Raw genomic sequence first — 26,691 nt, 5'->3', positions numbered from 1 at the left:
CTATTCGTGCCACGACGGGCTGGAAGTGAGCACCTTGGGTCCGTCGGCGGAAATCAATACCGCCTCCCGCCCGAACACGGCACCGATTCCCTGCTCCCAGACGTAGCCCGTCACGGCCAGCACCATGCCCGGCTCCAGCCGTTCCCCTTCGGCGGTCGCCGGCAGGTGCTTGGAGATGACGGGTGGGTCGAAACCCATGCCCAGCCCGCGGGCCACCGGCATCGGGGGCGCCGCCTCCCCCGCGGCCTGGTAGGCGCGCAGTAATTCGCCTGCCCCGGCCCCCGGCTGGCAAGCGGCTAAGAGCCTGTCCCACAAGTTGTTCCAGCGCCGATACAGCGCGGCCGCGCCGCGGACCGTGCCTGCCGGCCAGGTGCGCCCGACCTCGCCGACGTAGCCACCGGCCAGCACACCGGCCGAAAACGCCACCAGGTCGCCGTCTTTGACCCGGCCGTCGCTGGCGGCCCGCCGCCACGGGTGGTCGGGTGAGGTCACCCATGCGACGTCCTGGTTTGACGGGGTGCTCACCCCGCCGGCCGCGATGGCCTCCAGCAGCACGCCCGCGAGGGCCTGTTCAGTTATACCGGGCCGCAGTTCGGACACGGCGGCGGCCAGGCCGGCCTCGGCGACCGCGATCGCCTCCCGCAGCGACACCAGTTCCTCGGCCGTCTTGATGCGCCGGGCGGCGCGCATCGCGAGTTCGCCGTCCACGAGTTCGGCGTTGGGAAATGCCGTCGGCAGCAACTGGGCGAACACCGGTGATATCGCGTCGGTTCCGACGCGCCGTGCGGTGGCTGCCCCGTCGATGCGCTGCAGCGCCGACATGGTGTTCATCGGGTTCCACGAGATGCCGTACAGGTTCTCGTGCGGAATGTCGTCGGGGACGCCTTCATCCCAGGTGCTGAGCAGATGGATCGCGCCGGTCTCGCGCATCAGCACACACGTCGGCCCGAACGGCCGGGTGCCGGCGACCCACAGTTGCGGCGCGCCGGTGACGTAGCGGACGTTTGCTTGGCGACCCAGTACCAGGGTGTCGAGGTCGTGGGCCGCCATCTGATCCAGCACTCGCTGGCGGCGACCCGCGCGCAGCGCACGGTCGTCAGGGCAAACTTCAACCGACATGGGAGCCATAGGGGTCATAGGGGTAGTCGGTCAATCGGATCCAGCCCTCCTCGGTGATTACCAAGACCTCTTCGCTGCGGTAGCCGCCGGTGCCGTCCTCCCACACCACGGGCTCCAACACCAGCACCATGCCGGGCTGCAGGACGAAGTTTTCGTCGAAGTCGGCGCCGAGATCGGTTCCGATCATGGGCATTTCGGCGGCATTCACGCCGATGCCGTGGCCCAGGTAGAAATGCGGCAGCCAGGGCTTGCTCCCGCCGTTCGCCTCGATGGCGGCGCGACCCAGATCCGCGGCCGTGGCGCCCGCCTTGGTGACCCCGAGAACGGCGGTCATGATTGCGAACCACCGGTCGAACTGCGCCCGCTGGCGCGGCGTCGGGTCCCTGCCGACGATCCAGGTGCGGCCGAAATCCGAGCAGTAACCGTGGTAGGTGATGCTGACGTCGGTCCACAACACGTCGCCCTCGGCGAGTTCCCGCTCGGTGGTCAGCAGCGGCAACGCCAGGTCGCCGTGCGTGGTCCACACCCCGTCCGCCTTGCTGGGCGGCATCACCTGCCAGATCGGTTCCAGCATGCTGGCGGTGGCACCCAACTCGAAGGCCCGCCGCAGGAAGCTCGCCGACAGCTCGATCTGCCGAATTCCCGGGGCCAACCGCTTGTGCACCTCCACCATCGCCTCGTCGGTGATCCGGATGGCGGTGCGCATGCACGACAACTCATCCGAGGTCTTCACCGCCTTGGCTGCGCTGACGACGGCCGCGGCGTCGACGGGCGCGCCGCCGGGAAACAATGACTTGGCGGCGCGCGACATGGCGCCGGTGCACTCGTCGATCCCGACCACCGCTTGCGGCGGTATCAGTTCGGCCAGCAGGCGTGCGAATTCGCCCACGCCCTCGTCGAATTCGAGATACACCGGCCCGTGCACATGATCGGCAGGCAGGTCCGATTCCAGCGCGGCGCCCTCGCGGAACGGCAGGAACAAGTGCGGCCACTCGTCGGTGGCGAGCACCACGGCGACCGGCCGCTCCACATAGGACAGGCCGGCGTCACCCAGCGGCCAACTGGTGCCGGTCGCATAGACCACCGCGTTGTTGCCCAGCAGGATCAGCGCGTCCACACCGCGTTCGGCCATCGCCGAGCGCAGCCGCGCGCCGGTGTCGCGGCGCATGCGGCCCAGGTCGGGCGTCTCGGGGATCACCAGGCTGCTCATACCCGCGCCCGCTTGCGCGAATGTCGTCATCAGGCCCCCTACAGGCCCAGGAAGGTGGTGATGTTGCCGCTCACGATTTTCGCGGCGTCGGCGGGGCCGACCGCGTCGACGACGGCGGCCAGCGACTTCTCGGAATATCCGTAGGTGCTTTCGTTGTGGGGGTAGTCGCTGGACCACATCACCTTGTCCACGCCGATCTTGTCGATCAGCTGCAGACCGAGCGGGTCGACCATGAACGACGCGCTCATGTGGTTGTCCCAGTAGTACCGCACGTCGTGCTGCAACGGGCGGTTGAACATGTGCTGGTATGACGCGACCAGGTGCTCGGCGTCCTGCAGCGCCCACGGCACCCAGGCGATGCCCCCCTCGAACCAGCCGATCCGCAGGCCCGGATGGTCGTCGAGGATGCCGCCGAAGATGTACTTGGCGAACGTCTCCCGGAAGCCGTCGATGTTGATCATCATCCCGACCACGACGCTGTTGAACTCCGTCGGGCTTTTCGGCGGAGTCTCCCCGATGTGGTGAGTGACGGGAAGACCGGCGGCCTCGATCTCGTCCCACACCGAGCGCATCGAGGTGCTGGAGTAGTCGATCGGGTTGCCGTCGTCGTCCTTGCCGGGATTTAGCGGCATCAGAAAAGTCTTGAGCCCCAGCGACTTCAGCTCGTCCAATGTCCGCCGAGTCCCCTGGGCGTCCCACCAGTTGATCAGCCCGGCGCCGTAGAAGTGGCCGTTCGAGCGCTCCTGCAGCTCGGCGATGTACTCGTTGTAGGTGCGGAAGGCCAACTCGCGCAGCTTCTTGTCCGGGTAGTGGAACAGCGCCAGGATCGCGTTGGGGAACGCCAATTCTTTGTCGACGCCGTCGTCGTGCAGTTCCTGGATGCGAGCCTCGATGTTGGTGCTCGCCGCACCGGGAAGGTCGTCGTACTGCATCAGCACCGCGCTGAAGTCTCCCGGCAAGAAGGACTGGCCCTTGCGGCCGACCTGGTAGGCGCCGTCCTCGTACCAGATCCGAGGCGCCTTGTCCTTGAGGTCGTCCGGAAAGCGTTGGTAGAAGATGTCATCCGCCAGCGAGATGTGGTTGTCCGCGGAGAACACCAAGGTTCCCGGAGGCAGGCCGACATCCGCGCCCGAGGCGTGACCGCGGCGATCCTTCGGCGCGCCGAAGCCGCCAGGCGGGTAGAGCGAAACGGTGCTTGTTTGAGTCGTCATCATTGACCCTCCATTCGGATCGGCGTTGTAAGCGTAGTGACCGGGGCTACCAGGTCACCGGAAGTTCGTAGACGCCGTAGGCGAGTCGGTCGTCTTTGAGGGGCACGTCCTCGACCGGGATGGCCAGTTCGAGCGTGGGGATACGGCGAAAGAGGGTGCGGTACACGATTTGCAGCTCGGCGCGGGCGAGCTGCTGTCCCACGCATTGATGCCGGCCGTACCCGAAGGCGACGTTGCGGTCGGCCCCGGAGCGGTGCAGGTACAACCGGTCGGGCTCGGGGAAGGCGTGCGGATCCCAGTTGGCCGGCGCCAGATCGATGATGATTCCTTCGCCGGCCCGAATCGTCTCCCCGGCGATGTGAATGTCTTCCAGCGCGACGCGACGCTGACCGTTCTGAATGATGCTGAGATAGCGCAATAATTCCTCGACCGCGCTGGCGACGACCTTGGGATCCTCGGCGCCGCGCAGGACCGCCAACTGGTCCGGATTCACCAGCAGCGCGAGCACTCCGAGGCCGATCATGTTCGAGGTGGTCTCGTGCCCGGCGATCAACAGCCCGGTGCCCAGCTGCGCCGCCTCTTTCACGCTCAGCTCGCCGGCCTTCACCCGCTCGGCAAGGTCGGAGACCGCGTCCTCGCCCGGATTCTCCATCTTGGCCTCGACGAGCCGCGCGAGATACCTGTTCAGGCTCATGGCGCCTTTGGCGGTGTCTTCGCCGGTCGCGTACCGCGCGAGGCCGACGTTCGCGAGGTGCTGGAACATGTCGGCGTCCTCGTAGGGAACCCCGAGGAGCTGGCTGATCACCAACGACGGGACGGGCAACGCCAACGCGGTGACCACGTCGGCGGGCCGCGGTCCGGCCAGCATCGCCTCGATGTGGTCATCGGTGATCTGCTGGATGGTCGGGCGAAGACCCTCGACCCGCTTGAAGGTGAACGGTTTTGACAGCATGCGCCGGAACCGGGTGTGCTCCTCGCCGTCCGCGGTGAAGACGGAACGCGGCCGCTTGTGCACCGTGGACAACATGCCGGCGTTCCAGTGCGGAAATCCGGGCAGCCGGTCGTCGACGCTGACGCGGGCATCCGAAAACAGTTCGCGCACCTGCTCGTAGCCGGTGATGAGCCACGGTGTGCTGCCGTCCCAGATCCGCACTCGGGACAGCGGTCGCCTTTCGGCCAGCGCCATGACACCCGGCGGCGGCGCGAAGGGGCAGCCGGCTTGCCTCGGCATCGGGTAATCCGGGATCTCGGCGGCCGCCTGGGCCGCGGAAGTGTTGGTCAGCGTTTCCGACATGTCATTCCTCGATGTGGATGGCCAGTGCGGGGCACGCCGCGGCCGCCCGCCGTGCGCCCTCGGTTTGATCGGGCGATGGACTGGGGTTGAGCAGGACCACGACGCCGTCGTCGTCGCGCTGGTCGAATACTTCGGGCGCATTCAGCACGCAGTTTCCCGACGACGCGCAGACGTCTTGTTCGACAGTCACTTTCATCTGCGGACCTTTCACTCGTACGGCGTGACGGGTGCCAGCCACATACCCACGATGGCGTCGATGAGTCCCGACGCCGCGGCCCGCCAGGAGCGCTGGGGTGGCGAAGCGCCCGCAGCAAGCGCGCGTTCCCGATCCGCGCACGTGTGCATCAACAGGTTGCGGGCCATGATGTTTCGTTCGAAGTGCACTTCGGCCGGCAGGTCGGGCAGGCAGCGGTTGATGCCCTCGACGACCTGAACCAGGGACGGTGAGCTGAGGGCGCCCTTGACGATGATGTTGTAGTAGGCGGGGTCGGTCATCGCCTGCGCCGCGAACCGCGCATACCAGGTCGGGTTGCCGAGCTCCTCCAGGTGATCGGTGAGGGGGCGCACAAGGCAGGCCACCCACTCCCTCATATCGGGGGATTCCTTCGAGTCGTGCAGCTCGGTCACCATCTGCTCGCGTAACTGCTCGACCGGCCGGCGATGTTTGTGTTCGATCGCCCGCACCAGGTCGGCCTTGGTGCCGAAGTGGTAGCCCACCGCGGCGTTATTGCCCTGACCCGCGGCTTCGCTCACCTGCCGGTTCGACACCGCGAACATGCCGTGCTCGGCGTACAACCGCTCGGCCGCAACCAGAATCGCTTCCTGGGTGGAAGTGGCCCGCTCGGTGCGCACGGCCCGGCCGATAGTGGTCACCCAGACAGTCAACCGCGGGCCGAGGATTAAGTCAAGCGATTGATTTAATTCGCCCTGACGGCTTCGCACCTCGCTCTTCTGGGCCACTTGGCCGGCAGCGGGTGACAAAGGTCCCTCGTCCGGGTCGGCCCACCTGGGTCACGATGGCTTCTTGCGCGGCGGCGAGGTGGCGGTGTCAGGACGGTGAACCATTGCAGGGGTAGTCATGTTGTCAGCCAGTCGGGTCTCGGCGATCGAGGCATCCGCGTGGTTCCAATCGAAGTGGTCGCCGTACCTGTTGGCCGACACCGACTTGCGCATCCGTGCGGTCAACTCCGCCTGCGAGCGCGTGTCCGGGCATCCGCGCGAAGAGTTGCTGGGCCACCAGCTGTTCGAAGTCTTCCCGGACAACCCGGCCGATCCCGAGGCGGACGGCGTGGCCAACGTCAGCGCGTCGCTGGATCTGGTGTTCCGACGTGGGGTCCGGCACTGGATGGGGGTCCAGCGCTACGACCTTCCCGACCGGCAGAACCCGGGCGCGTTCGTCTATAAGGTCTGGACACCGATGAACGACCCGATCAAAGACGGCAAGAAGACCGTCGCCGTGCTGCAGCACGCCCAGGACGTCACCCGTGTCGTACCCCCGACGCCGGAGGAGCGCGCGTACCCCAAACTCTTCGAGTTGAGGAGGGCGGCCGAGGTGCTCGGGCGCCAATTTCCCGACCTACCTAGCGAAGCGGTGCTCAGCGTCCTGACGCATTCGCACAGCGTCATCACGGAAAGCATCGGCGCCGAAGACCTTGAGCGCTCGCAGGCGCTGGCCAGGCTACGGCTGGAAACCCATGCCGGACATCCCGCTCAAGAGCCCTGACGCGCTTCCTCACTCGCCTTGCGGGGGCGGATCACCTTGCCGGCTGACGTCCCCCCGTCTACCGGCAGCACGGTCCCGGTGACATAGCGCGACCGCTCGGTGGCGAAGTACAACGCCGCCTCGGCAACGTCGTCGGGGGTACCCTCCCGCTTCAGTGGCCGGTCGTCACGCATCCCTTGCCGAATCTTCGCCTCGAAGCGCGCCAGCTCATCGGGGTCCACGTCGACCGCCGACGACGCCAGGATCGGCGTGGGGATGCTGCCGGGGGCAATCGCGTTGACTCGAATCTCGTGGCGCGCCAACTCGATTGCCGCCGACTTGGTGAACTGGATGACCGCGGCCTTTGACGCGCGGTAGATCATCACCCCGCCCCCCGCCTGGATTCCGCCGATCGACGTCAGGTTGATGATCGATCCGCCGCCACTTTCGGCCATGTGGCGGGCGGCATCCCGGGTACCGGCCATCACCCCCAGGACGTTGACCCCCATCACCCGGTGAAAATCGGCGAGATCGTCGTCGAGCAGTCGGCGCAGGGGGCTGGAAATTCCGGCGTTGTTCACCATCACGTGCAGGCCGCCAAATTCCTCGACGGTGGTGGCGACCAACGCCCCGACCTGGTCGGGGTCGGAGACGTCCGTACGCCGAAACAGCGCCTCGGGGCCCAATGTGGCGGCCAGCTCCTCGCCCCGGTCGGCCTCGATGTCGGCGATGACGACCCGCGAGCCCTCCGCCACAAACCGTTCCGCTATTCCGCGACCGATTCCGGATGCACCGCCGGTGACGATGGCAACCTTGCCAGCCAATTCGTTGACCACCCGACGAGTTAATCCGCGCCGACCACGTTAAGTCAAGCAGTTGATTTAAGCGGCCGGGGTGGGCGGTACGGCACCAGGGTTTCCCTCGGCCCGCGCGCACGCCATGCTGAGGGGGCCAGCGCATCGGGAGACTCGGAGGATCGCTCATGAAGGTTCTAGTCGTCGGCGGCAGCGGCCTCATCGGTTCGCAGGTCGTCGCCCAGCTGAACGAGCTGGGCCACGAGGCGGTCCCCGCCTCGCCGAGGTCGGGGGTCAACGCCGTCACCGGCGAGGGCCTCGCCGAGGCACTCGCCGGTGTGCACACGGTTGTGGACGTCTCCAACTCACCGTCCTGGGCCGACGAGGACGTCCTGAACTTCTTCACCACCTCCACCCGCAATTTGCTCGACGCCGAGCAGGCCGCCGGCGCCCAGCACCACGTCGCACTCTCGATCGTGGGAGCCGATCGCGCGGCCGAAAGCGGCTACATGCGGGCAAAGATCGCCCAGGAAAAGGAGATAGTGAAATCGGGCTTCCCGTACTCCATCGTGCGGGCGACCCAGTTCTTCGAATTCGTTGGTGGCATTGCCGATTCGATGGCCGACGGCGCCACGGTCCGCGCCCCGCATGGCGCGTTCCAGCCCATCGCCGCGTCGGACGTTGCCACGGCCGTGACAAGCGTGGCGAGCGGCGACCCGCTCAACGGAGTCATCAATATTGCCGGCCCGGAAAAGCGAGGCATGGACGACTTCATCCAGACCAGGTTCGCCGCGACCGGCGACGAGCGCCAGGTGATCACCGACGACGGCGTCCGCTACTACGGCGCGTTGCTCGACGATCGCAGCATCGTGCCCATCGATGGTGAAGACGCGACGATCTATCCGACCCGCTTCGAGGACTGGCTGGCTTCCCAGGCGCATAGCGACGGCCGGTAGGGCAGCAATCAGTAGACCGCGCCTCGAGATTGCCGTGCGGGCCGTGGTTGTCCTCGAGGGCACGACCCTGGTGGCCTCTCGGCACCAACCGCATCGGTAGGTGCGCCGAGCCCCGAGCGATCAATGGTGGCCGATAATCCGGGCCTGTGGATGTTGCAGTGCCACAACACCTATCGCCAAGAGGCCGGGATGCAGACTCGGCGGGACTACGTGTTCTGGGCGTTCGAGGCGAGAAAATCGAGCAGTAGCTGGTTCACCGTTGCCGACTGCTCGATCTGCGGGCAGTGACCGGCGTCGTCGACCACGACCGAGCCCGCACCGTCGATCTGCTTGGCGATCTCGGCGGCCCATCCGGCCGGCAGCAGTTTGTCGTCTCCCCCCTCGACAACCAGCGTCGGCACGCTGATGCGCTGGTAAGCCCGCCCGCTCGACGGGGTCGGGGGCCGTGACGAGCCCGGGCGGCGAAAACGGGCCGCCGCCACCGCCTCCCACGCCCCCGGCGCGGTGCTCGACTCGTAGCGCCGGCCCACGTATTCGTCGTCGGCCGGGTAGGTGGGGTTGTGGAACAGGGCTTCGACGATGCGCCGCATGGCCGGAAGCGTCGCGTCGTATTCCTGCAGCGCCTCGAAGTGCTTGTTCTGCAGGATCTCTCCGCCCCCGCAGATGATCGCCAGGCTGCGGACGGGCAGCAGCGGGATGTCCGCGGTGGCGTCGGTGAGCAGATTGATCGCGCCCATCGAGTTGCCGACGAAGTGCGCCGGCCCCATACCGAGCACCTCACAGAACCGCGCCACGTGCCGGATCCGCATCGAGCGCCCGTCGACGAAGTCGATGACCTTCGCCGAGCCCCCGAATCCCAGCTGGTCGGGTGCCAGCACTCGGTAGCTGTCGGCGAGGGCGGCGATGTTGCGTTCCCAGCCGAGTTCGGCGCTGGCACCGAATTCACCGCCGTGCAGCAGGATCACCGGTTCGCCTTCGCCCGCCTCCAGATATGCGGTCGTCAGGCCGTCGACCAACATGGTCTTGCGCGTGAAGTCCATCACTTGATCGCGATCGGGTTGACCGGAGAGCCGACCGCCCCGACCACCCGCAGCGGCGGCGCAATGAGCTGGAACTCGTAGACGCCGTCGGCGGCGCAGTCCTCGGCCAGCGCGGTGAGGTCCCAGTATTCGCCGAAGATCATTCCCATGTCGCGCAGGCAGAGCAGGTGCAGGGGGAACGTGATTCCGTCGATGCCGGACACCAGGTCTTCGACCTGAAGGTTGTCGGCGGCGACGGCCGCGATCTCGTGGTCGTGCAGCCACTGGGCGCATCGCCAGTCCAGCCCGGAGTAGCCTTCCGTTTTGTTTCCGGTCATGAGAAACCTTGTCCACCAGCCCGTCCGGATGAGCACGATGTCGCCCCGCCCGATCGTCACCCCTTGGGCACGAACCACGTCGTCGAGTTCTTCGGGCGAGATCGGGGTCCCGGCTTCGAGGAAGACCTCCGCCCCGCGATGGCGAACCAGGTCCAGCAGCACACCACGGGACGTGATGCCCTTGACGTCGACCTTGTCGATGCCGCAGTGGTAGGCGCCCATGCTGGTCACCGAATCCGCCGCGAAGCCGTTGTAGAGGTGATCGTCGTAGTAAACGTGCGACAGCGCATCCCACTGGCTCGCCGCCTGCAACGGCATGATGATGATGTCGTCGTTGAAACGGAACGGGTTGTCGGCCGTCATGTAACCACTCAGCTGCTGGGCCAACGGGTTACGCGGCCAGCTGGGTCCGTACTTGGCCAGCGTATGCACGTCGCCGCCATCGACGGTCATGATGTGAACCGGGTTGTGCCGAAACTCGAACGCCCCCTGGGGACCCGAGGCACCGAAGTCCACGCCGAGCGGGAACACCTTGCCGTGCCGGACCAGACTCGCGGCCTGGGCGACCTTCTCCGCGGTGATGAAGTTGAGGGTGCCGAGCTCGTCGTCGTCGCCCCACCGCCCCCAGTTGGAGACGTCACGCGCGGCGCGCCGAAAATCAGTCAAATCGGCCACCGGGCCCCTTCCTCCAGTTCGCGAGCGATCGCGGCGCCCACGTTTCCGCCGTCGACCCAGATGATCTGGCCCGTGATGTAGCTGGCTGCACCGCTATTCAAGAAGAGCAGTACCGCGGCCTGCTCGGCGGGGTCCGAGACCCGGCCCAGCGGCTTGGGGATGTCGTCGAGGAAGCCCTGCCCGTACGCCGTCCGCAGCTGGTCGAGAATCGGGGTTTCGGTCACCCCCGGGCCCGTGCAGTTGATGCGGATGCCCCTGGCCCCCAGCGGCGCAGCACTTCGCATGGTGTAGAAGATGATCGCTTCTTTGGACAGTTGGTAACCGTTGCCAAGGATCTCGGGGTTGGCGTGGCACCAGTCGACACCCTCCTGCATCGTCGCGGTGCTCAGCAGTGGGGCCACCGCCGCCGCGTGTTCGCGATAGGCGGCCGCCGCAAGCGAGGAGACGCTCACGATCGACGATCCTGCGGCCATCTTGCCGGCCAGCGCCTCGGTGAAATGCCGCAGGCCGAGAAAGTTGACCGTGGCAACCAGCGCGGGATCACCGATCCCGGACGAAACGCCGGCGACGTTGAAAAGCGCGTCGACCGGCCCGTCGATCGACGCGGTGGCATCGTCGATCGAACCCTGGTCCGACAGGTCTACCTCGTGAAAGTCGTTGAGCTGGAAGTCCGGCCGGCGCTTGTCCAGCCCGACCACGTCGGCACCGAGTTCGGCGAGTTGGCGAACCAGGTGCCCCCCGATGCCCGAGGCGCATCCGGTCACCACCGCGCGTCGGCCGTCGTAGCGCCAGAGTTCGTCGATCGATCCCAAGGCCGTCTCCCGATTCAGCGACCTTCTGGAGTCACTTGTTCTGCTGCTGTTCCTTCAACCGCTGGGCCGCCTGCACGCGACCCTCGTTGATCTCCGCCATGGCTTCGGGGATCTCGCTTGCGGTGAACTTACCGCCTCGACCGGTGGGCAGGCCGCCGAATGAGTAGTCCTCGTCGAACTTCGGCGCGCTGGATTGCGGCCGCCGCGCCTCGATCTTCTCGATGACGGGCTCCAGCCGTTTGGCCTTCTCTGCCACCGCCTTGGCGTCCCGCTCGATGAATTCGGGCAGCACGTCGGAGCCCATGAGTTCGATGGATTCCATCGTGCCCTCGTGGCTGCGCGGGTTGAGCAGCAGGATGATCTCGTCGACGCCGCTTTCCTCGTAGCCGCGCAGGAATTCGCGGACGGTGGCGGGCGAGCCGATCGCGCCGCGCCCGGGACCGTAGGCCAGCGTCGGATCCTTTTCGACTTCTTCCAGATACCGCTTCCACACCCCGGTCCGGCCGGGCGTGTGCACGCCGGTCATGTAGTAGTGCATGATCCCGAACGAGAAGAATCCGCCGCCCTGGCCCAGCCGTTGCAGCGCCTGCTCGTCGGTCTTGGCGACCATCATCGACAGGTCACCGCCGATGGCCAGGACGTTCGGATTGATTCGCGGTGTGACGGGCACGCCGTTCTCTTCGAATTCCTTGTAATAGCCGTTCACCCGCTCGGTCAGGGGCCCGGGCCCGGTGTAGGCGAAGCTCAAAGCGCCGATCGCCTTCTGGGCGGCCATCTGCACGCTCGCCGGCCGCGTGCAGGCGACCCAGACCGGCGGATGGGGCTTTTGCAGCGGCTTGGGGACGACGTTGCGGGCCGGCATCTGGACGTGCTCACCGTTGAAGCCGGAGAACGGCTCCTCGATCATGCAGCGGATCGAGACCTCGAGGGCCTCCTCCCACTGCGCCCGCTTGTCGGCGGGATCGATGTTGAATCCGCCGAGTTCGCCCACGGAGGAGGATTCCCCGGTGCCGAATTCGACCCGGCCGTTGGAGAGCAGGTCGAGAGTGGCGATCCGTTCGGCGACCCGGGCGGGGTGGTTGACCACGGGCGGCAGGTGCATGATGCCGAATCCGAGCCTGATGTTCTTCGTCCGCTGGCTCGCCGCGGCCAGGAAGATCTCCGGCGCCGTTGAGTGGCAATACTCCTCCAGGAAGTGATGCTCGGTCAGCCAGACCGTGGAGAAGCCCGCCTTGTCGGCGGCCTCCACCTCGTCGAGACACTCCTGCATCATGACGTGTTCGTCGTCGGGCCCCCAGGGCCGCGGTAGGGCAAACTCGTAAAACAGCGAGATCTTCATCTGCTACCTCCTATGAGAATTAAGGGTTCGGTTGGCTGCATGGGCGGCAATGTGATTCGCGGCGACGAAGCCGAACGTCATTGCCGGTCCGATGGTCGCGCCTGCGCCGGCGTAGCTGCGGCCCATCACCGGCGCAGAGGTGTTACCCACCGCGTACAGTCCCGGCACCACTGCGGCGTCGTCCCGTAGCACCCGCGCGTATTCGTCGGTGCTCAGGCCCCCCGACGTCCCGAGGTCGCCGAGAACGATCCGGAACGCGTAGTAGGGCGGATCGCCCAACGGATACAGGTTCGGGTTGGGCAGTGTGGGATCGCCGTAGTAGTTGTCGTAAACGCTGTCGCCGCGGTTGAAGTCGTCGTCGTGACCGTTGCGGGCGAGTTCGTTGAAACGGCGGGCGGTTTGGGCAAGCTGGTCCGCCGGCACGCCGATGCGGGCCGCCATCTCGTCCCAGGTCATCGCGGCCTTGACCACGCCCGATTCCAGCCACGCCGCGGGGACCTTGCGGCCGGTGGGCACGGGTGCGCCCGGGATCTTAGGTATCGGCAGGTGGCCTCCGATGACGTAGCGGTTCCACGACCTGTGGTCGGTGATCAGCCAGCAAGGGATGTGGGTGACCCCGCTCCGCTGTCCGTCGATCATGGCGTGGCCGAAGTCCATGTAGGGCGCCGCCTCGTTGATGAAGCGCTTGCCATCGCCGTTGACGATGAACTGCGCCGGCATCATGCGTTCGTTGAGCATGAATTGCATCCGGCCGTCGGGCCATTGGATGGCGGGAAACCACCACGCCTCGTCGAGCAATTCGACTGCGGCGCCGAGATTCTGGGCCGCGCGGATGCCGTCGCCCATCGCGGCGGGGTTGCCGAAGCTCCAGTCCTGGTCCACTTCGGGTAGCAGTTCCTTGCGCCAGGCCAGGTCGTGATCAAAGCCGCCGGAGGCGAGGATGACCCCGAGGCGCGCGCCGATGCGCCGCGTTTCGCCGTGCCTTGCCACCACCACCCCGGTCACTGACCCGTCGGCGTCGGCGAGCAGTTCGATCATCGGTGAGTCCAGCCACAGCGGGATGCCGCGCTCGCGCATGGCCAATCTGAGGCGAGCGGCCAGGGACTGCCCGATCGCCGCCATTCGCTCCCCGAACACCCGCGCCCGCACCATCCGCGCGATCAGTTTGAGCAGCACTCCCTTGCCGGCCCACGACTGCCGGATGCAGTAGAAGGTCCGAAGTTCCTTGGGGCCCAGCCAGATTCCTCTGGGCGCCAGCGCCAGCGGTTTCAGCAGCAGCTGTTCGTCGGGTCCCAGCTTCCGAAGGTCGATCGGCGGGACGTTGATGGTGCTGCCGAGTCCCGACCCGCCGGGAAGTTCCGGATAGTAGTCGGCGTAGCCCGGCTTCCAGACGAACTCGCACCATCCGGAGAGCCGCTCGAGGAACCCCAGCATTTTCGGTGCGGACTCGACGTACTGCCGTATGCGCGCCTCGCTGACCAGTCCGCCGGTGATCTGCCGCAGATATTGGACGACGCCTTCGGGTTCCGGGGCGTAGCCCTCCCTACGTTGCGCGGGCGCGCCCGGCACCCAGATGCCGCCCCCGGACAGGGCGGTGGAGCCGCCGAAGAAGGAGGATTTCTCCACCACCAGCGCGTCCAGGCCGGCGGCCTGCGCGGTCAGTGCGGCCGTCATGCCACCGCCACCCGACCCGACGACGACCACGTCGACGATGTGGTCGAAACCTTCTGCAGCGACGGTCATTTCGGGACTGCCGTTCGAATGGCGAATCCCGCGATCAGCTCCGGGGCGGGCTTGTAGTAGCGCCCGACGGTTTCGTAGGGGCCCTCGGCCGCCAGCGCCCCGAATGCGGCGACCCAGGTTCTGATCTCCTGGGCGGAGCTGCCGCCTTCGTGTGTGACGAACGAGTTGGACCACTGGTCGAGTTCGGTGAGCCAGCCGCCGTCGACGATCTCGAGGAATCGTTGATCCCACACCGGGTTCAGGGGTTGCAGATCGCTCTGACCGGTGGCGAAACTCTTGGCCGCGTCGACCACGGCCGCCTGCCGGGCCTGCCGCTGTTCGGGCGTCATCGGCCGGCCGTGCACGATGCGCTCTAGCACCGGCCCCGGCGCGGTCGCCAGCGTGGGTACCGGGGGGCTGTGCGAAAGCCCACCCGACCCCAGCACCAGGACCCGCTTGTCGAGCGTGGACAGGTAGGTGCCGACGGCGGTACCGAGCGCCCGGCAACGATGTAACGGCCCCAGCGGCACGCCGATGGCGTTGATGAAGATGGGTATCACCGGCCGCGCGGTCGCCGCGCCGAGCAGCTTCTCCAGCGGCTGGACGGTGCCGTGGTCGACATCCATGCAGGCCGAGACCGCGACGTCGACGCCCGCGTCGAGCACGGCTTTCGCGCACTCGGTCGCCAGCTTCTCCGGGACGTCGAGTGGGCCGGCATGGGTGCCGTAGTCCCCGACCCCGTTGGCGCCGGTGCCGACGCAGAAGGGCGGCATCATCTTGTAGAAGAACCCGTTGTAGTGGTCCGGGGAGAAGATGACGACCAGTTCGGGGTCGTAGTCGTTGACGAATCGCCGCGCTTCGGCGATCGCGCCCTCGATGTCGTCAAGCAGGTCCTGCGACGGCCCCGGAAGATTCAGGAGCGGGCTGTGCGACATACAGCACAGAGCCAGTGCCACTTTGCGGATCACCCCCTCGCGGCGTGAGGGTGAGCGCGTCCAGGAGTGCGGCGCTCAGGTCGGGGGCGCGCTGGGCTATGCAGGCGCCGGCGATGCACCGATCGGGGCGCAGGAACAACACCGACTCCTGGTGGGTGTCGAACCAGGACTTGACGGCGCCACTGGGGTCGCCGACGACCACAACGTCGGGATCGTCGTGCCCGGTCCAGTGCAGCTGGGTCACGGGGCGCAACGCAACGAACCTGGCGCCCAGCGCTTTCCAGCTGGCGAAGGCGACGTCGCCGAGAATCTTGCGCGGGTTGTTATTCCAGCACGCCACGGCGAACCAGTCACCGAGGACGTCGTCCAGCAGCACATTCTGTCTCTCGCGGGTGTCGACCCGCGGCTGGATGAACAGCGTGCCCACCGGCGAATCGGCCCGGCCGGGAGCGGCGTGCACGACGGCCCCTTGTTCGTAGCGCGGCATCGGCTTGAACCGCATCTCCAGCACATACCGCTTGAGCGACGGCACGATCGACGCCGACCGCACCAGCAAGTCTCGCGCACCGGCCACCCGCCGGTCGGTCGGCGAGATCACTCGACCCACCATGGTGGAGAGGTCGATCATCGCCCGCGCGTGCTTGCGGCGCTCGACGTCGTAGGTGTCGAGCAGCGCGTCGTCCGCGCGGCCGCTGACCACCGCAGCCAGCTTCCAACCCAGGTTGGCCGCGTCCCGGATGCCGCTGTTGTAGCCCTGGCCCTGCCACACGGGCATCAGGTGCGCGGCGTCTCCGGCCAGCAACAGCCGGCCCCTGCGAAAAGCCCCGGCGATCCGGGAGTGATGCGTGTAGACCCGCCGCCGGATCACGTCGACGCGGTCCGGATGCGGCACCATCCGGGCCAGCATCCGCGCCAGGAACGCCGGATCCTCCGCCTGCTCGTCGGTCTCGTCGGCGTGGATCATGAACTCGAACCGTCGGATTCCGTGCGCGATCGAGATCGACGCATACGGCCGTTCGGGGTCGGCGCCGACCTCGCTGTTGGGGTGGCCGAGCGGGTCGTTGGCGATGTCGACCACCAGCCACCGCGTGGACGACGTAGTCCCGTCGAACGACACGCCCATCATGCGGCGAGTCATGCTTTTGCCCCCGTCGCAGCCGACCACGTAACGCGCTCGCACGCTGGGTGTTTCGTGGTCGTGACCGCGGCCGAGCTCGACGGTCACGCCGTCGGTGTCTTCCCGGCAAGCCGTCATCGGTCGTCCCCACCACACCTCGACGTGCTCGAACCGGTCCAGGCCGGCCAGCAATTCGGCGTCGACAAGGGGTTGCACGAAGCCGTTGCGCTTCGGCCACCCGAAACGCGCGTCGGGCGGGGCTATTTCGGCGAGCACGCGCCGCTTGGCGTCGACGAAACGCAGGATCTGGTTGGGCACCGTGTGCGGCACGACGCGATCGGCCAGCCCAATCGACTGGAACGTCCGCAACGCCTCGTCGTCGAGCCCCACACCGCGCGGATAGTCGATCAGCGTGTCCCGTTCCTCGACCAGCACCGTGCGGATACCTTGCAGGCCAAGGATGTTCGCCAGCGTCAGGCCGACCGGTCCCGCCCCGACCACGACAACGTCGGTCTCGATTCCTGCCGGCTCGCGCCCCGCGTCGACCATCACCGCCCCAGCAGGAAGTCGAGATGCAGACGATTGAAGGTCTTGGCGTCCTCGTATTGCGGCCAGTGACCACAGCCGGGCATCACCTCGAAGCGCGCGTTGGGGATCATCGACGCGATCCGGCGGCCCTCGGTCACGTCGGCGGTCGGGTCATCACTGGTCCACAACACCAGCGTGGGCGCGCTGATCGCACCGTACTCCTCGGGGCCGATGATGTTGCGCGCCCGGATCTCGGGGTCTTGCAGCGCCATGATGTCGCGCATGGCGTCGACGAATCCCGGTTGGCGATAGACGCGTTGCCGGCTGGCGACCAGGTCGTCGTAGTCCTTGGACTTGTCCGCCATCAGCCACTTGATCCGCGCCTGCACCGTTTCCCAGGTCGGGTCTTCGGCGGCGGCCATGGACAGCGTGATGATCCGCTTCATCACGACCGGGTCGGCCTGCGACCCGCCGGCGGTGTTCAGGACGAGCCGGTCCACCACGTCCGGATGGTCGATGGCGGCACGGGCGGCCACCCAGCCGCCCAGTGATTCGCCGCTGATGCAGGCGCGATCGACACCGATGGTGCGCAGGACGGCCATCAGATGCTCGACGTAGTGGCGGACCTCCAGCGGGTGGCCCGGTTTGCCGGTATAGCCGTGGCCGAGCATGTCGATGGACCAGGTCCAGAAATGTTCGGCGTGCGCCCCGAGGTTGCGGACGTATGCCTCGGCGTGGCCGCCCGATCCGTGGAGCAGCACCAGCACCGGCTTGCCGGGGTCGCCGGCGCGCAGGTAGCGCGTGCGCACTCCGCCGGCCTCGAGGTAGCCCTGCTCGAACGCGACGCCCTGCAGATCGCTCCAGATGCTCTCGAACTCCGCCACGGTCCCTCTCTGGCCGATGGGTTGGGAAATCTCGTTCTCGTTTTCGACGTACCACGTGTGCTAATATCGCACACTGATGTGCGTTATATATAGAGCTTCGCTCTCACGTCGGGGTCTGTCAAGGCCGTGACGGGCACGGGAACGGGTTCGCAGACGCTGGCCAGGGGACTGACCGCGCTGCAAACGGTGGCGGATTCCCGCGCCGGTCTCACGGTGCAACAGCTCGCCGACCAGATCGGGGTGCACCGCACCATCGCCTATCGATTGCTGACAACGCTTGCGGAGTTCCGGCTGGTAGCCAAGGGTGAGGACGGCCGCTACCGCCCCGCGGCCGGCCTCGCCACTCTCGGCGCCGCATTCGACCGCAACGTGCGCCAAGTCAGCCTCCCGACGCTGCGAGCGCTGGCCGATGAGCTCGGCACCACGGTCTCGTTGCTCATCGCCGAGGGCGACCAGCAGGTGGCCATCGCGGTGATCGTGCCGAGCCATGTGGCCTATCAACTGTCCTTCCACGAAGGCAGTCGATATCCGCTGGACCGCGGCGCCGCCGGGATCGCCCTGCTCGCGAGCATGCCGCCGCGTCCGCGCGAGCGGGACCTGGTGACTCGCGCCCGCGAGCGCGGCTGGGTGACCACCTACGGGGAGATCGAGCCGAACACCTACGGCCTGGCCGTGCCGGTGCATCGCCCGCCGCAGTCCCCATCAACCTGCATCAACCTCATCTCGCACCGGGAAGACGTCGTGATGCGCGGAAAGGATGCGGTCATCAAGGCCGCGAAACAGTTGTCCGACCTGCTGAGCTGAAGGGATAGCAATCCATGCCGTGGGACATGCAAGCCGACGTCGTCGTGCTCGGCAGCGGAGGCGCCGGGCTCACCGCCGCCCTCACCGCCGCCGCGGCCGGCGCATCGGTGGAGGTTTTCGATAAGGCGCCAACCGTCGGCGGAACCACCGCGGTGTCCGGCGGCGTGGTATGGATCCCGGCCCATAACCGTTCTCCCGACGGCGAATTGACGCCCGACGACGCGCTGCGCTACCTGCGCGCGCAGTCCCTGGGCTCGATGGACGACGAACTCGTCGAGACTTTCGTGCACACCGGTCCCGCGATGCTCGACTTCGTCGAGGCACACAGCGGCCTGCGTTTCGAGATCGCCACCGGGTTCCCGGACTACCGGCCCGAGCTGCCGGGGGGACAGCCCGGCGGGGGCCGGTCGCTGAGTGCGGGACCGTTCGATTTGAACCAGCTCGGTGAGTGGGGCAATCGGATCACCGCGTTCCCCGCCGATTGGTCCAACGTCGGTATCGACGCCGAGACGAGGGCGCGACTGCACGTGACGATCGACGAAGACAGCGACCTGTGCGTCGCCGGCACGGCACTGATTGCCGGTCTGCTCAAGGGAGTGCTGGACGCCGGGGTCACACCACGGACTGACGCAAGAGCCGAAGAGCTCATCGCCGAGGACTCGGAGATCGTCGGGGTGCGTATCGCGTTGCCCGAGCGAACCATCCGGGTGCGCGCGCGCCGCGGAGTCGTCCTGGGTGTCGGTGGTTTCGAATGGGATCCGGGGTTGGTGCGGGCGTTCCTGCGCGGCCCGATGCACGGCGCGGTGTCTCCGCCCAACAACACCGGGGACGGCCTGCGCATGGCAATGGCGCACGGCGCGGACCTGGCCAACATGGGCGAGGCGTGGTGGGTACCGATCGTCCAGATCCCGGGCGACACGATCGACGGCAAGCAACGCAGCCGCAGCGTGCGCCTGGAGCGGACGCGGCCGCGGAGCATCATCGTCAACTCGGCGGGGCGGCGCTTCGTCAACGAGGCATGCGACTACAACTCCATGGCCGGCGCCTTCCACTACCTCGATCCCCGCGGCGGGTACGTCAACGATCGAGGATGGATGGTGTTCGACTCGATTCACCTGCAGCGCTACGGATTCCTCGGCGTCGAGCCGGGACAACCCGTCCCCGACTGGTTTTGCGAGTCCGCCGACCTCGCCGAACTGGCCGCGAAGACCGGCATCGACGCGGATGGCTTGATCCGCACCATCGAGGAGTGGAACCGCCACGTGGCCGCCGGGACCGACCCCGAATTCCGGCGCGGCTCCAGCGCTTACGACGGTTACTGGGGCGACGACAGCGCGACCACACCCGCGGGCAAGACCCTCGGGCCGATCGACACCGCCCCGTTCTATGCGGTGCCGGTGTGCATCGGCGCGATGGGCACCAAGGGCGGTCCCCGCACCGACCGCGACGGGCGGGTCCTGCATGTCGGCGGAGAGCCGATACCGGGCCTCTTCGCCGCCGGTAATGCGATGGGTGGGGTCACCGGGCGCGCATACGGCGGCGCTGGCGGAACATTGGGCCCGGCAATGGTTTTCGGTTACCGCGCGGGCCACGCGGCCGCCACCGGGAAGTCCGTCGACCTCGAGTAGCGCTAACCGAACGCCTTCGTGACGGCCGCCATGTCGAAGTAGTCGCGCCACGCGGTTATCCGGTCGTCTCGCACCTCGAAGACGCCCATCACCGGCACAGGTACTGATCCACCGTCCTTGCGGCGCATGACATCCGTGCGTTCGTTCATCACCAGGCTGCCGTCGGCGACCTGACGGTGAACGTTGAAATCGATTCCGTCGAACGCGGCGACGAATCCCGCGACGAATTCGCGTATCGCCTCGCGGCCATGCACCGGATCCATCGGGATGTTGTGGTAGACCGCGTCTTCGGTGAAATAGGCGGCAATCTCGTCAGCGTCCGGCGATGCCCAACGTTTGCAGAATTCCGTGATCAACTCATCGGCAGAATGTGTCATACCCTTCATGCAACACATCACCCCGGAGCAAATCAATACCGGAGACGGCCAGCGGACCGCGGTCTAGTCGGGGACCGGCAACTCGACACAGATGTGGGTTCCCGCCGCAGTGTCAAGGAAGACGAACGTTCCCCCGGCGGCTTCCACGCGCGCGCGGTGTGACGCCAATCCGATGTGCCCCTCACCGAGCCGGCGCGCCACGGTTTGGTCATCGAATCCCAACCCATCGTCGATCACGTGCAACACACACGTTCCGTCGGTGATGCCGAGCATGACCGAAGCGCTGCGGGCCCGCGAATGCTGCACGATGTTGGACAGCAGCTCGCGCACCACACCGAACACTATCGCGTCGATCTCGCTGCGAACCGGGTAATCGACGTCGGTAGAGATGTCGATGTTCGATCGCTGGGTGGTCAATGTCGCAAGCTGCTCAACCGCCGCCGCCAACCCGACCTGCTCGAGGACGGCGGGGTGCAGCTCGAACGTGGCCTGCCGCAATCGCGCCGATGCGATTTGCAGGCCGGCCAGCGCGCGCGCTACCCGATCGTCGCCCGGCAGTGCCGCCTCCAATTCGACCAACTCTTGGCGCACCGCCAAGATGTCCTGCAGCGGTCCGTCGTGGATGGATTCGGAGATCCGCCGCTGCTCGACGTCGGAAGCGGTCATCGTCTGCGCGAGCAGCTCCTCGCGCAGAGTGCTGAGACCGGCCACCGAGCGTGTGTGCCGCTCTTCCACCCGGACCGCGACAAACGCTGTCACACAGAGGAATCCGTAGAGCAGGAACCGGAATGTGGCCTCGGTGACGCCGATCGATCCGACCATCTCCGGATCCTCGAGCACCGCGATCGCGAAGCCCACCATCGAGAAGAGAAGCACCACGGCCGCCCGCCGGGACGAGATGTCGAGCCCGATCAGGACCGGCAGCGCCGTCATGATGAGCAGCGGGTGGAGGCCGTTGGTCGACAACACCTGGAAGACGGTCAACACGACCACATCGATGACCGTGAATGCAAACGGCTCCAGTCGGCCGACGCGGGATAGCCGTCCCCGCGTGAACCATCGCCGGCTCGGCGAGAAAGCCAGCGTCAGAGCGCAGAGCGCCACCACGCCGTACGCGGCGATCAGCACAGTTTGCTGCATCCACTCCGACCTGCGGGTGCCGCTGAGCATCGCAGCGATCATCAAGCCCACCACGCCGATCCGCAGGACCGACGCAATGCGATACGAGCGCAGCTGATGAAGCTTGCGCACCCGAACCAGTTCCGCGTCACTGGCGACCGCCACGCGAACACAATACTCATCAACGGCGGCTCTCTCGGGGCAAAGCGCCCAGCTGCGGATCAGAGTTTCCGCCGATTGCCGCGGACGCTTTGCGGGCTAGACTCATCGCCATGGCCGGCCCAGCAACGCCCGACAAGGTGCGGGTGGTTGTCGGCGACGATCACCCCCTGTTTCGTGAGGGCGTAGTGCGCGCCCTGTCGTCGAGCGGTTCGGTGAATGTGGTCGGCGAGGCCGACAACGGCTCGGCGGCACTGGAACTGATCAAAAAGCATCGGCCCGATGTCGCCCTCCTCGATTTCCGCATGCCTGGCATGGATGGCGGGCAGGTGGCCGCGGCGGTGCGGAGTCAGGAATTGCCGACCCGTGTGCTGCTGATTTCGGCGCACGACGAGCCGGCCATCGTGTATCAGGCACTGCAGCAGGGCGCCGCCGGGTTCGTGCTGAAGGACTCGACGCGCAGCGAGATCGTCAAGGCCGTGCTGGACTGCGCGCAGGGCCGCGATGTGGTGGCGCCGTCGCTTGTCGGGGGCCTGACCGCGGAGATCCGTCACCGCGCGCAACCGACGGGACCCGTGCTCAGCGCGCGAGAGCGCGAGGTGCTCAACCGAATTGCGCGCGGCCAGAGCATTCCCGTGATGGCCACCGAGCTGTTTGTGGCACCGTCGACGGTCAAGACGCACGTTCAGCGGCTATACGAGAAGCTCGGCGTCAGCGATCGCGCCGCCGCCGTTGCCGAGGCGATGCGGCAAGGCCTACTCAGCTAGCGGCCGGCCGGCGGTCCGATTCGCTGACCGTCGAACCATCCGACCGCAGGAGTGCGGTCGCGACCGCCGCGGCCTCGCCCACCAGTTGGCGAGCCCGCCGCTCCACGTCGTGCAGCTGGCCCGCGGTGACCCCGTTATTGGTCAGCTCTCGGCGGGCGTGAACCAATGGGTCGACTCCCGCGGGGTGGTTGGTCCGGTAGGTCACCGCCTCGACGATTTCGGCGCCGGCGCCGTCGCCGGCGCGTCGCACCGCTTGGCTGATCGAATCACGCGCCGCCGCAACGTCCCTGCCGTCGACCGACGAGAACGGCAATCCATAGCGCTCGCGCGGGCCGCGGCGCACACCGGAAGGGTCGCCGACGCTTTCGATGACGAACACGAGCGGAAGCCACCACGACACCGCGATCCGCGCGGCCGATTGGAACTCGGCGGACTTCGCGGCGTCGTCCCCGATGACGCACAGGGTGACCCCGCCTTCGCCGGCCACCTGCTGCCCATAGGCGTCGCCGATCGCGAACAAGAGGGATTGCCTGACCGGATTCGACGTGCCGAAGATCTGCTTCCACTCGGCGGCGAAGAGGCTTTCCTTCGCCCCGGCCGCAGACCGCCCCGGGGCGGTCAGCTCGGCGATCACCGGGCCCAACGGGCGGCCGAGGCCGACCTCCTGCGCGTGTTGGAAGTGGCGAATCGCGGTGTTCAAGATGTCGCCGGGCCGAAGCGCCGCGACTGTGCCCACGGCCACCGCCTCCTGCCCGAAGGCGGCCTCCACGGGCTCGTTGAGCAGGCCGTCGTTGCGCAGCTCTTCCAGTGCCATGTCAAGGAGCCTCAGGGCCCACATTTGGCGGTACAGCTCCAGCTGCTCGTCAACGCGTGCGGCCGACAGTTCGGGTGTGGGAGCCATGTGCCGGATCTCCTAACTCGTCGTGGGGTCGAGGTGGCGTCGGCCGGAGCTCTGCGACGGACGGGGGCCCGGGCGGTGGCTGAGGTGACTGCCGTTGTACGCAAGATCAACGTAGGGCGGCAGACCCGGCCGGAACTCCGCCGATCGGTCCGGAAAGGGGATGAATCTCCGTTCCCCCGATCGGGGGACAGCGCGGCGGCTTAGTCCTGCTCGCGCGGGGTCGGTGACAGCAATTGCGCAGCCGCCGAGTAGGGATCCTGGTCGCCGTCGACGACACTCTCGGCGAGCCGGTCGAGGTCCGGACGGCTCCGCAGCCGGGTCTGCGCCAGCGACAGAATCTGGGCGCGGGCGCGGGCCAGCCGGCGGGCGCGGCTGTCGGCGCGGTGGTGATCCTCGATGGCGGCCATCAACTCCGCGATGCCCTCGCCGCGCGCCGCGACGAGGCTGACGATGGGTGCGTCCGTTTCGGCCCGCAGGTCCCGCACGGTCTGTTCGGCGCCGTCGCGGTCGGCCTTGTTGACGACCACGATGTCGGCGACTTCGAGCACCCCCGCCTTGGCCGCCTGAATCGCGTCGCCGGCACCGGGGTTGAGGATGACGACGGTGGGGTCGGCGACGGCGGCGACTTCGATTTCCGACTGCCCGACCCCCACGGTCTCCAGCAGGACGACGTGGTAACCGATCGCTCCCAGCAGCCGGATGGCCGCGGGGATCGCAGCGGCCAATCCTCCGAGGTGACCACGGGTTGCCACCGACCTGATCAACACGTCGGAGTCGTTGATATGTGCGGCCATTCGTATGCGATCGCCCAGCAGCGCACCACCGCTGAACGGCGACGACGGATCCACGGCCAGCACCGCCACCCGGGATCCCCGGCCCCGGTAGGCGCCGACCAGGGCGGCGATCGTCGTGGACTTGCCCGCGCCCGGCGGCCCGGTGATGCCTACGACGTTCACCGATGACGGTTGTAGGCGGGCCAGCACCTCGTCGCGGCGGTCGCCCTCGACCAGAGAAAGGAGCCGACCGGCCGCGCGCGGTGATCCGTTGCGCGCGCCGGCAATCAGGTCGGCGATCTCCATTTAGGGGGCGGGGACCTCGATGACGGTGGCAGACCCCATGCCGCCGCCGGCGCACATGGCGGCGACGCCGATCCCGCCTCCGCGACGGCGCAATTCGTGGACGAGCGTGACCAGCATCCGGGCGCCCGTCGCGGCCACCGGGTGACCGAGCGAACACCCGCTGCCGCTGACGTTGACCTTGTCCGGGTCGAGGTCGAGCAGCCTGACGGTGGCCACGCACATCGCGGCGAACGCCTCGTTGATCTCGAACAGGTCCACGTTCTCAACCGAAAGTCCGCCGCGGGCAAGGGCTTTCGGGATCGCCTCGACCGGCGCCAACCCGGTGATCGCCGGGTCGACCCCGACGGACGCCCAGGACCGCACGGTGGCCAGCGCCGGCAGGCCGAGTTCGTCGCTCGCGATCGTGAGCACGGCCGCACCGTCGTTGGCGCCGCACGCGTTCCCGGCAGTAATGGAGAACCCATCGATCTCGGGGTGCAGCGGCTTGAGCGCAGCCAGCTTCTCCATGGTGGTGTCGCGGCGGGGGTGCTCGTCGACCTCGAACACCCCGTGTGGCGTTTCGATCGGGACGATCTCCTCTTTGAAGCGACCCTCGTCGATCGCGGCGATGGCGTTGCGGTGCGACCGCAGTGCCCACGCGTCCATCTCCTCGCGACTGACGCCGGCCTTGACGGCGGCGTTCCAGCCGACGGTGATCGACATGTCCATGTTCGGCGCCTCGGGACTGTCCGGGTGGGTCGGCGGAAACCAGTCGACCCATTCGCCGTCCACCTGCATTCGCGACCGCGGGGAGGTGGAGGCCGAGTTCACGCCGCCGGCGATGACGAGCCGGTCCATTCCCGCCCGCACGCTGGCCGCCGCGCTTTGCACCGCCGCCTGCCCGGCCGCGCAGTGGCGGTTGTTGGCAAGGCCGGGAACCTGGGCCAGGCCCGCCGTGATGGCCGCGTGGCGGGCGACCACGCCGCCGCCGTAGAGGCCCTCCCCCAGGATCACGTCGTCTACTCTCGCGGGGTCCAGGTCCTTCGCCGCTTCGGACACCACGTGGTGGGCGAGGTCGAAGGCGCTGGTGTCGCGCAGGGTGCCCTTTCGGGCAGTTCCGATGGGTGTGCGCAGGGCGGACACGATGACGGCTTCAGGCACGGGTTTCTCCAGTTCGGCGAGCGCGTCGCGAGTGCCCGAGAGCCCCCGCAAGATTATGAGAACAATATTCTCTCATTGGGAGAGTCAGCGTTGCAAGGAGCGCCGAACTCGCGAGCGGACGCTGAATCGCATAAACCGGCATCGTAGGCTGCGATTCTGCGTCTGCTCGCCAATCAGGAGGCATCGTCGGCAATGGACGGAATGGTCGCGGTTCCGGGCGGCAACGTGTGGTTCAACCGGGTCGGTGGCGGACCTGGTCTTCCCCTGCTCGTCGTGCACGGCGGGCCCGGATTACCCCATACCTATCTGCGTTCGCTGGACCGGTTGGCCGACGAGCGCGAAGTCGTCTATTGGGATCAGCTCGGGTGCGGCAACTCCGAGCGCCCGTCGAATCGGGAATTGTGGACCATGCCGCGGTCGGTGGCCGAGATGGACGCCGTCGTAAAGGGGCTCGGGCTCAACCGTTTCCACGTCTTCGGCAACTCGTGGGGCGCGATGATGGCACAGCAGTACGCGCTCGACGTTTCCTCGGGGGCCGCCAGCCTGACCATCTCGAACAGCATCGCCTCCATCCCGCAGTTCTCCCAAATGGTCGCCCGGTTGAAGGCCGAGCTCGACCCGGCGACACAGTCGGCCATCGATCGCCACGAAGCCGCCGGCACGACGCACACGGCCGAATATCAGGACGCCATCCGCACCTGGAACGAAACCTACCTCTGCCGCGTACGTCCCTGGCCCCCAGAGCTTTTGGATGCTTTCGCCAACATGGGAACCGACATCTTCGAGACGATGTTCGGACCGAGTGACTTCCACATCGTCGGGACGATCCGCGACTGGGACGTGTTCGACCGATTGCCGGGGATCACGGTGCCCACGCTCGTTCTTGCCGGCCGCTTCGACGAATGCGTGCCAGAACACATGTGGGACATGCATCAGCGTATCGCCGGCTCGCGCTACGAGCTGTTCGAGTCGAGCGCTCACATGCCCTTCATCGAGGAGCCGGCCAAGTTCGATCGGGTGATGCGAGACTTCCTGCGGCAACACGACTCGGCGTGAGCGGCG

26 protein-coding genes and 1 pseudogene are annotated in these 26,691 nt (G+C 67.2%); 7 read left to right on the top strand and 20 right to left on the bottom strand.

Going from position 1 to position 26,691, the window contains the following annotated elements; all coding sequences use genetic code 11:
• The 6 genes from ACEL92_RS04310 to ACEL92_RS04285 all read right to left on the bottom strand — a co-directional run bounded on the left by ACEL92_RS04310 (position 1) and on the right by ACEL92_RS04285 (position 5,707).
• Positions 1-1,119, bottom strand: a complete 1,119-nt coding sequence (locus ACEL92_RS04310) for a M24 family metallopeptidase (protein WP_374024403.1) — start codon at positions 1,117-1,119, stop codon at positions 1-3.
• On the bottom strand, positions 1,109-2,359 hold the full coding sequence (locus ACEL92_RS04305) for a M24 family metallopeptidase (RefSeq protein ID WP_374024402.1): 1,251 nt from the start codon (positions 2,357-2,359) through the stop codon (positions 1,109-1,111). Before ACEL92_RS04305 ends, ACEL92_RS04310 begins: the two co-directional genes overlap by 11 nt.
• Before the next feature lie 8 nt (positions 2,360-2,367).
• Positions 2,368-3,429, bottom strand: a complete 1,062-nt coding sequence (locus tag ACEL92_RS04300; RefSeq protein ID WP_374026072.1) for an amidohydrolase family protein — start codon at positions 3,427-3,429, stop codon at positions 2,368-2,370.
• Positions 3,430-3,586: 157 nt separating this feature from the next.
• Positions 3,587-4,834 carry a cytochrome P450 gene (locus ACEL92_RS04295; protein ID WP_374024401.1) on the bottom strand — a complete coding sequence of 416 codons (1,248 nt, stop codon included), beginning with the start codon at positions 4,832-4,834 and terminating at the stop codon, positions 3,587-3,589.
• Position 4,835: 1 nt separating this feature from the next.
• A complete protein-coding gene (locus ACEL92_RS04290; RefSeq protein ID WP_374024400.1) occupies positions 4,836-5,030 on the bottom strand; it encodes a ferredoxin in 195 nt (64 codons plus the stop codon).
• 11 nt (positions 5,031-5,041) lie between these two features.
• On the bottom strand, positions 5,042-5,707 hold the full coding sequence (locus ACEL92_RS04285; protein WP_374024398.1) for a TetR family transcriptional regulator: 666 nt from the start codon (positions 5,705-5,707) through the stop codon (positions 5,042-5,044).
• Between the two features lie 205 nt (positions 5,708-5,912).
• Here ACEL92_RS04285 and ACEL92_RS04280 point away from each other — a divergent pair, with 205 nt between their 5' ends.
• Positions 5,913-6,557: a PAS domain-containing protein gene (locus ACEL92_RS04280; protein ID WP_374024396.1), complete on the top strand. Its 645-nt coding sequence runs from the start codon at positions 5,913-5,915 to the stop codon at positions 6,555-6,557.
• Here ACEL92_RS04280 and ACEL92_RS04275 read toward each other — a convergent pair.
• Complete coding sequence (locus ACEL92_RS04275; RefSeq protein WP_374024395.1) at positions 6,545-7,372, bottom strand: SDR family NAD(P)-dependent oxidoreductase; 828 nt, start codon at positions 7,370-7,372, stop codon at positions 6,545-6,547. The genes ACEL92_RS04280 and ACEL92_RS04275 overlap by 13 nt on opposite strands.
• Before the next feature lie 146 nt (positions 7,373-7,518).
• On the opposite strand from ACEL92_RS04275, the gene ACEL92_RS04270 reads away from it, so the two are divergent.
• Positions 7,519-8,286: an SDR family oxidoreductase gene (locus tag ACEL92_RS04270; RefSeq protein WP_374024394.1), complete on the top strand. Its 768-nt coding sequence runs from the start codon at positions 7,519-7,521 to the stop codon at positions 8,284-8,286.
• 123 nt (positions 8,287-8,409) lie between these two features.
• Positions 8,410-8,475: pseudogene (locus ACEL92_RS04265) on the top strand (multicopper oxidase domain-containing protein); the annotation flags it as partial.
• A 17-nt stretch (positions 8,476-8,492) separates the two neighbouring features.
• Here the strand turns inward: ACEL92_RS04265 and ACEL92_RS04260 are convergent.
• Genes ACEL92_RS04260 through ACEL92_RS04225 form a run of 8 tightly spaced genes read right to left on the bottom strand, consistent with a single transcriptional unit; the run spans position 8,493 to position 17,655 of the window.
• The gene (locus ACEL92_RS04260; RefSeq protein ID WP_374024393.1) at positions 8,493-9,326 is read right to left on the bottom strand and encodes an alpha/beta fold hydrolase; all 834 of its coding nucleotides are present in this window, start codon (positions 9,324-9,326) and stop codon (positions 8,493-8,495) included.
• Positions 9,326-10,318: a cyclase family protein gene (locus ACEL92_RS04255; protein ID WP_374024392.1), complete on the bottom strand. Its 993-nt coding sequence runs from the start codon at positions 10,316-10,318 to the stop codon at positions 9,326-9,328. The genes ACEL92_RS04260 and ACEL92_RS04255 overlap by 1 nt, the downstream gene beginning before the upstream one ends.
• A complete protein-coding gene (locus ACEL92_RS04250) occupies positions 10,306-11,130 on the bottom strand; it encodes a coniferyl-alcohol dehydrogenase (RefSeq protein WP_374024391.1) in 825 nt (274 codons plus the stop codon). The genes ACEL92_RS04255 and ACEL92_RS04250 overlap by 13 nt, the downstream gene beginning before the upstream one ends.
• Before the next feature lie 31 nt (positions 11,131-11,161).
• Positions 11,162-12,469 (bottom strand): LLM class flavin-dependent oxidoreductase, encoded by a 1,308-nt coding sequence (locus ACEL92_RS04245; RefSeq protein ID WP_374024390.1) that lies wholly within the window; start codon positions 12,467-12,469, stop codon positions 11,162-11,164.
• Between the two features lie 3 nt (positions 12,470-12,472).
• Positions 12,473-14,212, bottom strand: a complete 1,740-nt coding sequence (locus ACEL92_RS04240) for an FAD-binding protein (protein WP_374024389.1) — start codon at positions 14,210-14,212, stop codon at positions 12,473-12,475.
• Positions 14,209-15,126: a 3-carboxyethylcatechol 2,3-dioxygenase gene (locus tag ACEL92_RS04235; protein WP_374024388.1), complete on the bottom strand. Its 918-nt coding sequence runs from the start codon at positions 15,124-15,126 to the stop codon at positions 14,209-14,211. Before ACEL92_RS04235 ends, ACEL92_RS04240 begins: the two co-directional genes overlap by 4 nt.
• Positions 15,074-16,792, bottom strand: coding sequence for a bifunctional 3-(3-hydroxy-phenyl)propionate/3-hydroxycinnamic acid hydroxylase (locus ACEL92_RS04230; RefSeq protein ID WP_374024386.1), 1,719 nt, complete (start codon positions 16,790-16,792; stop codon positions 15,074-15,076). Before ACEL92_RS04230 ends, ACEL92_RS04235 begins: the two co-directional genes overlap by 53 nt.
• Positions 16,792-17,655: an alpha/beta fold hydrolase gene (locus ACEL92_RS04225; protein ID WP_374024385.1), complete on the bottom strand. Its 864-nt coding sequence runs from the start codon at positions 17,653-17,655 to the stop codon at positions 16,792-16,794. Before ACEL92_RS04225 ends, ACEL92_RS04230 begins: the two co-directional genes overlap by 1 nt.
• Before the next feature lie 126 nt (positions 17,656-17,781).
• Between ACEL92_RS04225 and ACEL92_RS04220 the strand changes: the two genes are divergently transcribed.
• A complete protein-coding gene (locus ACEL92_RS04220; RefSeq protein WP_374024384.1) occupies positions 17,782-18,459 on the top strand; it encodes an IclR family transcriptional regulator in 678 nt (225 codons plus the stop codon).
• 14 nt (positions 18,460-18,473) lie between these two features.
• The gene (locus ACEL92_RS04215) at positions 18,474-20,087 is read left to right on the top strand and encodes an FAD-dependent oxidoreductase (RefSeq protein WP_374024383.1); all 1,614 of its coding nucleotides are present in this window, start codon (positions 18,474-18,476) and stop codon (positions 20,085-20,087) included.
• 2 nt (positions 20,088-20,089) lie between these two features.
• Here the strand turns inward: ACEL92_RS04215 and ACEL92_RS04210 are convergent, their stop codons facing one another.
• Together ACEL92_RS04210 and ACEL92_RS04205 are read right to left on the bottom strand one after the other, a co-directional pair.
• Positions 20,090-20,464, bottom strand: coding sequence for a nuclear transport factor 2 family protein (locus tag ACEL92_RS04210; protein ID WP_374024382.1), 375 nt, complete (start codon positions 20,462-20,464; stop codon positions 20,090-20,092).
• Between the two features lie 63 nt (positions 20,465-20,527).
• Positions 20,528-21,748 carry a sensor histidine kinase gene (locus tag ACEL92_RS04205; protein WP_374024381.1) on the bottom strand — a complete coding sequence of 407 codons (1,221 nt, stop codon included), beginning with the start codon at positions 21,746-21,748 and terminating at the stop codon, positions 20,528-20,530.
• Positions 21,749-21,855: 107 nt separating this feature from the next.
• Here ACEL92_RS04205 and ACEL92_RS04200 point away from each other — a divergent pair, with 107 nt between their 5' ends.
• Positions 21,856-22,509 carry a response regulator gene (locus tag ACEL92_RS04200; RefSeq protein ID WP_374024380.1) on the top strand — a complete coding sequence of 218 codons (654 nt, stop codon included), beginning with the start codon at positions 21,856-21,858 and terminating at the stop codon, positions 22,507-22,509.
• On the opposite strand, the gene ACEL92_RS04195 is transcribed toward ACEL92_RS04200, so the two are convergent.
• The 3 genes from ACEL92_RS04195 to ACEL92_RS04185 form a co-directional block, all read right to left on the bottom strand.
• The gene (locus ACEL92_RS04195; protein WP_374024379.1) at positions 22,502-23,410 is read right to left on the bottom strand and encodes a thiamine pyrophosphate-dependent enzyme; all 909 of its coding nucleotides are present in this window, start codon (positions 23,408-23,410) and stop codon (positions 22,502-22,504) included. The two genes, ACEL92_RS04200 and ACEL92_RS04195, sit on opposite strands and share 8 nt — an antisense overlap.
• 200 nt (positions 23,411-23,610) lie before the next feature.
• Positions 23,611-24,489 (bottom strand): methylmalonyl Co-A mutase-associated GTPase MeaB, encoded by an 879-nt coding sequence (gene meaB / locus ACEL92_RS04190; protein WP_374024378.1) that lies wholly within the window; start codon positions 24,487-24,489, stop codon positions 23,611-23,613.
• On the bottom strand, positions 24,490-25,629 hold the full coding sequence (locus tag ACEL92_RS04185; RefSeq protein WP_374024377.1) for an acetyl-CoA C-acyltransferase: 1,140 nt from the start codon (positions 25,627-25,629) through the stop codon (positions 24,490-24,492).
• Positions 25,630-25,821: 192 nt separating this feature from the next.
• Between ACEL92_RS04185 and ACEL92_RS04180 the strand changes: the two genes are divergently transcribed.
• The gene (locus ACEL92_RS04180; RefSeq protein ID WP_374024376.1) at positions 25,822-26,685 is read left to right on the top strand and encodes a proline iminopeptidase-family hydrolase; all 864 of its coding nucleotides are present in this window, start codon (positions 25,822-25,824) and stop codon (positions 26,683-26,685) included.
• The last annotated feature ends 6 nt before the right edge of the window (positions 26,686-26,691 follow it).

The organism is Mycobacterium hainanense (assembly GCF_041890355.1).
GTDB classification, from domain to species: domain Bacteria; phylum Actinomycetota; class Actinomycetes; order Mycobacteriales; family Mycobacteriaceae; genus Mycobacterium; species Mycobacterium hainanense.
The sequence above is the reverse complement of the archived record's forward strand: the minus strand, read 5'-3'. Positions and strand labels throughout refer to the sequence as shown.